This window comes from Colwellia sp. SU-HH01172 (genome assembly GCF_057553355.1).
In genome coordinates this window covers 235,125-241,814 of sequence record NZ_BAAJMB010000008.1, presented here as the reverse complement: position 1 = coordinate 241,814, position 6,690 = coordinate 235,125, and the positions used below count along the sequence as shown (strand labels likewise).

General features: G+C 40.3%; 7 protein-coding genes and 1 tRNA gene. 6 read left to right on the top strand and 2 right to left on the bottom strand.

All coding sequences use genetic code 11. From position 1 onward, the window contains the following. Positions 1-45 precede the first annotated feature (45 nt). From AC27JP_RS18490 to AC27JP_RS18480, 3 genes are all read left to right on the top strand, one after another. A tRNA-Tyr gene (locus AC27JP_RS18490) sits at positions 46-130 on the top strand. Between the two features lie 259 nt (positions 131-389). Next, positions 390-1,094, top strand: coding sequence for a response regulator transcription factor (locus tag AC27JP_RS18485; RefSeq protein WP_487117404.1), 705 nt, complete (start codon positions 390-392; stop codon positions 1,092-1,094). A 138-nt stretch (positions 1,095-1,232) separates the two neighbouring features. Further along, complete coding sequence (locus AC27JP_RS18480) at positions 1,233-2,615, top strand: DEAD/DEAH box helicase (protein ID WP_487117403.1); 1,383 nt, start codon at positions 1,233-1,235, stop codon at positions 2,613-2,615. Between the two features lie 57 nt (positions 2,616-2,672). Here the strand turns inward: AC27JP_RS18480 and AC27JP_RS18475 are convergent, their stop codons facing one another. After that, positions 2,673-3,116 carry a YaiI/YqxD family protein gene (locus tag AC27JP_RS18475; protein WP_487117402.1) on the bottom strand — a complete coding sequence of 148 codons (444 nt, stop codon included), beginning with the start codon at positions 3,114-3,116 and terminating at the stop codon, positions 2,673-2,675. 123 nt (positions 3,117-3,239) lie between these two features. On the opposite strand from AC27JP_RS18475, the gene AC27JP_RS18470 reads away from it, so the two are divergent. From AC27JP_RS18470 to AC27JP_RS18460, 3 genes are all read left to right on the top strand, one after another. Further along, a complete protein-coding gene (locus AC27JP_RS18470; protein WP_487117401.1) occupies positions 3,240-3,716 on the top strand; it encodes an acyl-CoA thioesterase in 477 nt (158 codons plus the stop codon). A gap of 75 nt (positions 3,717-3,791) precedes the next feature. Continuing rightward, positions 3,792-4,142: a DUF2750 domain-containing protein gene (locus AC27JP_RS18465; protein ID WP_487117411.1), complete on the top strand. Its 351-nt coding sequence runs from the start codon at positions 3,792-3,794 to the stop codon at positions 4,140-4,142. A gap of 6 nt (positions 4,143-4,148) precedes the next feature. Beyond that, positions 4,149-5,396, top strand: coding sequence for a DEAD/DEAH box helicase (locus AC27JP_RS18460; RefSeq protein ID WP_487117400.1), 1,248 nt, complete (start codon positions 4,149-4,151; stop codon positions 5,394-5,396). A 25-nt stretch (positions 5,397-5,421) separates the two neighbouring features. Here the strand turns inward: AC27JP_RS18460 and AC27JP_RS18455 are convergent, their stop codons facing one another. Continuing rightward, positions 5,422-6,684 carry a sensor histidine kinase gene (locus AC27JP_RS18455; protein WP_487117399.1) on the bottom strand — a complete coding sequence of 421 codons (1,263 nt, stop codon included), beginning with the start codon at positions 6,682-6,684 and terminating at the stop codon, positions 5,422-5,424. Positions 6,685-6,690 lie beyond the last annotated feature (6 nt).

Below are 6,690 nucleotides of genomic sequence, written 5' to 3'. Positions count from 1 at the left end.
GCTCCTTTTCAGAAAACCCAGCTTATGTTGGGTTTTCGTCCCCGTGGAGGGGTTCCCGAGTGGCCAAAGGGATCAGACTGTAAATCTGACGGCTCCGCCTTCGGTGGTTCGAATCCACCTCCCTCCACCATCATTCTAAAACCCGTAACTTTTGTTACGGGTTTTTTCGTTTCTGCTTATAGAAGATTCATCTTATGTGAGCAATGCACTTCGCTGCTTTCCCATTTACTTTATAGCCGAGTTACATATTAGATACAATTATCCCACTTTTCAGTATTGTTGTATGGAGATAAAAGGAGGAAAATCATTTTGTAAGTAAATATTCACTTAAATTTAAGTAATTGTGATCTAAGTGAAATTTACGAATATTAGCTTTAAGGAACGCCATCATGAAAGAAATACTAATCGTTGAAGATGATAACGTGGTGTCTCTTACTTTAAAAACTCAGTTAGAAAGTAAAGGTTTTGAGGTTTCTCAAATTTTTAACGGTTCAGGCGCGTTGCGCAAAGTGATAAATACCTTTCCAGACTTAATTTTACTAGATATTGGCTTACCTGATATTAATGGCTATGAAGTTTGTAAACAATTAAGAGAATTTTATCAAAGACCTATTATCTTTATTACCAGTTATGACGATCCATTAGCTGAAATAAAATGCTTTGAAGTTGGCGCGGATGACTTTGTTTTAAAGTCGGCACCTTTCGAGGTACTTTATCAGCGAATAAAGCGTTTAGGCATACGACCAATTGAATATAAGCCCGCTGATATTCTTGAGTTTGGGGAATTAAAATTTATTCCAGATGCGACTGATTGTTTTTATCAGTCAAAACCTTTGGGCTTAACACAAGAAGAATATGAGCTGTTTTATTTTATTGCCACTAAGCACAAAAGTGTGGTTTCCAGACAAATTATACTGAAAGTTTTAAAAGGCGCAGACTATGATGGTATTGACCGTTCAATCGATATTAAAGTTGCCAGAATTAGAAATAAGCTTAAATCAGTAGGATTACCAACGTCACTGATACAATCAGTACGTTCAAAAGGCTACCAGTTTTATTATACCGCGATAGCAGAAGCTATTCCGGTAGAATAACCTCTCGTTCGATGATTGCTGTGGTAAGTACAAATTAAAGATGTCTTATAAGCACTATCATTGCACTGAAGCTTTCTATACTGTATTCTGCACCGCCGTTTGACATTGGCTCAAACCCCTGCGAGAAGAGTATATTCTATGAGTTTTACCGATTTAGATTTATCTGCCCCGATTCAAAAAGCTATTGCTGAAAAGGGTTATGATAAACCATCACCAATTCAAGCTCAGGCAATCCCTGCCGTACTTGATGGTAAAGATGTAATGGCAGCAGCGCAAACGGGAACAGGTAAAACAGCTGGCTTTACACTACCAATCTTAGAGCTTTTGTCGAAAGGTGAAAAAGTTAGAGCAAATCAAGCTCGAACCTTAATTATTACGCCGACTCGTGAACTTGCTGCCCAAATAGCTGAAAACGTTGAAATGTACGGTAAGCATTTACCACTTAAATCGACAGTCGTATTTGGCGGCGTCAAAATCAACCCTCAAATGACACGTCTGCGCCAAGGTGTTGATATTCTCGTTGCTACACCGGGTCGTTTATTAGATCTCTATAATCAAAATGCCGTTCGATTTAATCAGCTAGAGATATTAGTTCTTGATGAAGCCGACCGAATGTTGGATATGGGCTTTTTGCGTGACATTAAAAAGATTTTGTCGCTACTACCAAAAAACCGTCAAAATTTACTATTCTCAGCAACGTTTTCTCCAGATATACGCGAGCTGGCTAAAGGCTTAGTGAATGATCCGATAGAGATATCGATCAGCCCAAAAACCACCACTGCCGAAACGGTTGAGCAATTAATTTATTCGGTTGATAAAAATAAGAAGGCACCGCTTCTTACCCATTTGATAAAAACTAATAACTGGCAGCAAGTTATTGTCTTTATGAAAACTAAGCACGGTGCTAATAAGCTGACTAAACAACTTGATGCCGCTGGTATTAAAGCTGCCGCTATTCATGGTAACAAAAGCCAAGGTGCTCGAACAAAAGCGTTAGCACAATTCAAAGATGGCAATATCAATGTTTTGGTTGCTACTGATATTGCTGCACGCGGTATTGATATTGACCAACTTCCACAAGTGGTCAACTTCGAGCTGCCAAATGTGCCTGAAGACTATGTTCATCGCATTGGTCGAACAGGGCGTGCGGGTTCAAGTGGCCATGCGGTGTCATTGGTTTGTGCAGACGAAATTGATTTACTCAATGATGTACAACATGTAATTCAGACCCATCTACCTAGAGAAGTTGTAGAGGGTTTCGAACCTGTGCATGCTTTGCCAGAGTCACGAAAGTTAAGACCTTTGAAAGCTAAAAAGCCTAAGAAAGTTAAGCAAGCTAAAAAAGAGCATGTGGAACATAAAGATGGTCAGCGTTCGGGTGATGTTGCTCGCGGTCATAAACCTACAGGAAAGAACAAACGTCATACCGGTAATAAATCGAATAGTCCTTATGCCAATAGCCCGGGTAAAAATAGCAATAATAGTGGCGGACGTCGTCGTATTAAGCCAACAGCAACATAAATCGTCGTTATTCAAAAATGCCAAACGCCTATTGGCATTTTTTATTTTGACGATAAGTTATTTCTGGGCGAGTAATTTGTCGAGATTATTGGCAAAGGTCTGCCGATCAGCTTGACTGATTGGTGGCGCACCTCCTGTTTCTATACCGCTTGAGCGCAAGGTATCCATAAAGTCGCGCATGTTAAGGCGTTGACGAATATTACTTTCAGCATATAACTCGCCACGAGGATTTAACGCTAAACAGCCTTTTTCAACAACCTCAGCGGCTAATGGAATATCGGCGGTGATCACTAAGTCATTTACCGTAGCTCGTTTGACAATTTCGTTATCTGCAACGTCAAAGCCTGCACTCACTTGTACAAAACTAATCACCTTTGACGGTGGCACTTTCAAATAGTGGTTTGCCAGTAAAGTTGTCGGTGTTTGTGTGCGCTCTGCGGCGCGAAATAAAATTTCTTTAATCACTACAGGACAGGCATCAGCGTCTACCCAAATTTTCATGGTTTACCTTTAAATTTTAACTATGACTTAACTGATGGTAATGTACCTCTAAACACTATGCATTGTAAGCTTTGCACTTAATTGAGTAGACTTGTTTTGTTAATTAACCCAATAGGAAAGTAAATGAACCAACCACAACGCGATATCACCTTAAGATTTTTAGCTGAACCACAAGATGTAAATTTTGGTGGTAAAGTTCACGGTGGTGCGGTAATGAAATGGATTGATTTAGCTGCCTATGCGTGTGCGGCGGGCTGGAGCGGACGTTATTGTGTTACTGCCTATGCTGGTGGCATTCGTTTTGTCGCCCCTATCCATGTTGGCAGTTTAGTGGAAGTTGAAGCGAAAGTTATCTATACCGGAAATTCTTCTATGCATATTGCGTTAGAAGTAAATGCTTGTGATCCTAAATCGTTAAACCGTCGACTAACCACACATTGTATTGTGATCATGGTTGCAGTTGATCAAAATGGTCAATCTGAGAGCGTACCACAATGGTTGCCGGAAACAGACGCAGACATAAAGCAACATGAGAGTGCGAAAAAACTGATGGAAATGCGTAAACAAATCGGCGAAGAGATGCAAATTTTTGTAGAATAGACATCTTCGAATGAATGGTCATTTTTGATAGGAAAAACTGTGTTAGAGCAAACTCAAGTTAAGCAAATATTGCAAATGGATGATGCCGAACGTGCAACTTACTTTTTCAAGGAAGCTGTTGCTAACAATCAGCTGTGGATACTAACCGATGAGCATGGTTGTGTGATGCTTAATACTGAGGAAGAAGATTGTGTACCGGTATGGCCTAATCAAGAATTTGCTGAAGCTTGGGCAACCGATGACTGGCAAACCTGTCAGCCTGAGGCTATCTCATTAAACAAGTGGTTTAGTCGTTGGACGCATGGTCTAGCAGATGATGAGCTCGCTATCGTGGTTTTTCCAAGTCAGAATGAACAGGGGCTGATTTATTACCCTGACGAGCTTGAGCATGATCTTAAGCAGCAACAATCAAATAAGAAGCGATAAGCCTTGATGAGTTTCTCTTCTTTAGCCTTAAATAAGTCGTTAACCGATGTTGTCAAAGCCTTGGGTTATGAACAACCAACGCCGATTCAGCAACAAGCGATACCGGTAATTTTAGCCAATAAAGACATTATGGCGGGTGCACAAACTGGTACCGGAAAAACAGCTGCGTTTGCCTTACCTATTTTGCAGCGCTTAAGCGAAAATATTCCTGCGCACAGGCCAATACGAGCATTGGTGTTAACGCCAACCCGTGAGCTTGCACAACAAGTTTACAAAAGCTTTGTTCGCTATGCGGAGAACACTGAGCTGAATATTGCGGTTGCGTACGGTGGTGTTAGCATTAAACCACAAATCGCGGCAATAGAAAAAGGTGCTGACGTACTGATTGCTACGCCGGGGCGTCTGCTAGACCATATTATTAATGGCAGTGTTTTATTGATTGATCTTGAAACCATCGTCTTTGATGAAGCCGATAGAATGTTAGATATGGGCTTTAAAGATGAAATTGATAGAATTTTAAATAGACTACCACCTGAAAGGCAAACACTTTTATTTTCAGCGACTTTTGATGACGCGATATTTAAACTCAGTAAAACCTTATTGAACGAACCTGAGCTGATTGAAGTCAGTGAACGAAATACTGCTGCAGCTAAAGTTGAGCAGGTAGTTTATACCGTTGATAGCGATCGAAAGCGCGAGTTAACCTCGTTTTTAATTGGCTCAAAAAACTGGCAGCAAGTGCTTATTTTTACTCGTACTAAGCAAGGTGCTGATGCGCTTGCAAAAGAAATGTGTAAAGACGGTATTAAGACCCAGTCAATTCATGGTGATAAATCACAAGGCGCGCGTGATAAAGCGCTAGCTGAATTTAAAGCAGGTAAAACTCGGGCGTTAGTGGCTACGGATGTTGCTGCGCGTGGTATTGATATAAGTGATTTACGTTACGTGATTAACTACGAATTACCCTATATTGCTGAAGACTATATTCACCGTATTGGCCGTACTGGTCGTGCCGGTAACCATGGTTTAGCGGTTTCTTTAATGAGCCCATCAGAAACATGGTTACTCGAAGCGGTAGAAGAGGTGCTTGATTCTCGCTTAATGCAGCAATGGTTGCCTGGCTATGAACCTGATCTCACCAAAACGGAAACCTCTACTCGTAAAAATACTTTAGGTAAACAAAAGAAGCAGGGCAGGCAGAAAGCCTTTGGCGATAAAAGTAAAGCAAGACCTAATCGACAGCGTCGACGCTAAGATAATGTTGATGATAAGTTGGCTATTATTTTAGTGGCCAATTCATTAATATTTTTGCGCCACCAGCGTCGTTATTAGCCACTGAAAATTGACCACCGTGGTTATGTATAATTTCAACGCAAAGTGCTAAGCCGATGCCAGAGCCGTCATTTTTGGTGGTGTAAAATGGTGTTAGTACATTGTCGAGGTTGGCAAAGCCAGGGCCATTGTCATTAATTTCTATAACTTGCTCGTCATTTTGATAATAAACATTAACCTTTACTTCAATGCTCGCTTGGCATTGCTCAGCATTCTTCAAAATATTTATCATTACTTGTGTTAATTGCGCTCGATCACCAAAACATTGTTCATTGCCGTGCATTGATATTTGGCAAGCCGTAGCGTCTATCATGGCTTTTGCTTCATCTAACAACTCAGTAAATGAAAACCAACTTGTTTTAGGTATAGGTAGTTGTGTCAATTGGCTATATTCACTAATGAAAGTTAACAAACGTTGGCTGCGCTGCTGAATTCGGCTTAGCACTTTACGGGTTTGCGCTTCGTTTAATTGTTCAGCGCATAGCAAAGTATCTGTCATTGAATACATAGGAGTCAGCGAATTGCGTAGTTCGTGACTTAATACCCGAATTAAGCTTTGTTGATTATGACTTTGTTGTTGGTTCAACAAGGGCGAAATATTGATTGAGGTAAATAGCCACTGTTTTTCTTGGCTGTTATTATTGAGTTGATAACTAATGGTTTGGCTTTGCCATTTATCATTAAATTTTTCATGCTGCAATTGCTCGTTCTCTAAGCTAAACCCCAACGACTTCGCGGAACTATTTACTAACATTGGTTGGGCAATTTGTTGATTCATTGCCTCATTTCGATATAACAGCTTTAATTGCTGATCAAATAAGCAAACAGGAATTGGCCATGCATCTAAAATATTGCTGAGCACATGATTAAGTGTTTGCTGTTCTTTGTTTTTAGCTAAACGCTTGGTGGCTAATTGATGTATTTCTTTTTGTAGCTCTAATAATAAGTTGTCAGGATGCTGTTTTTTAAAGGAAAGGTTAGCTTCATTCTCTCTTAACACTTGGGTATACGTCGTTAACTGCATTATGGTCTGGCACCAAAAATGGTAACAACGCCAAGCTAACCAGATTAACGGATAGCTTAAAACAAAGACTAAGGTTGTTATGGCAAGCGTACTCCAGGCCATTTGCCAAGTCAGTGCAGCAATTAAGGATAAAAGGGTAACTACCGTCAGGCTTAGTCCGGTGATTAGCCACTTTTCATGACTCAAAGATTT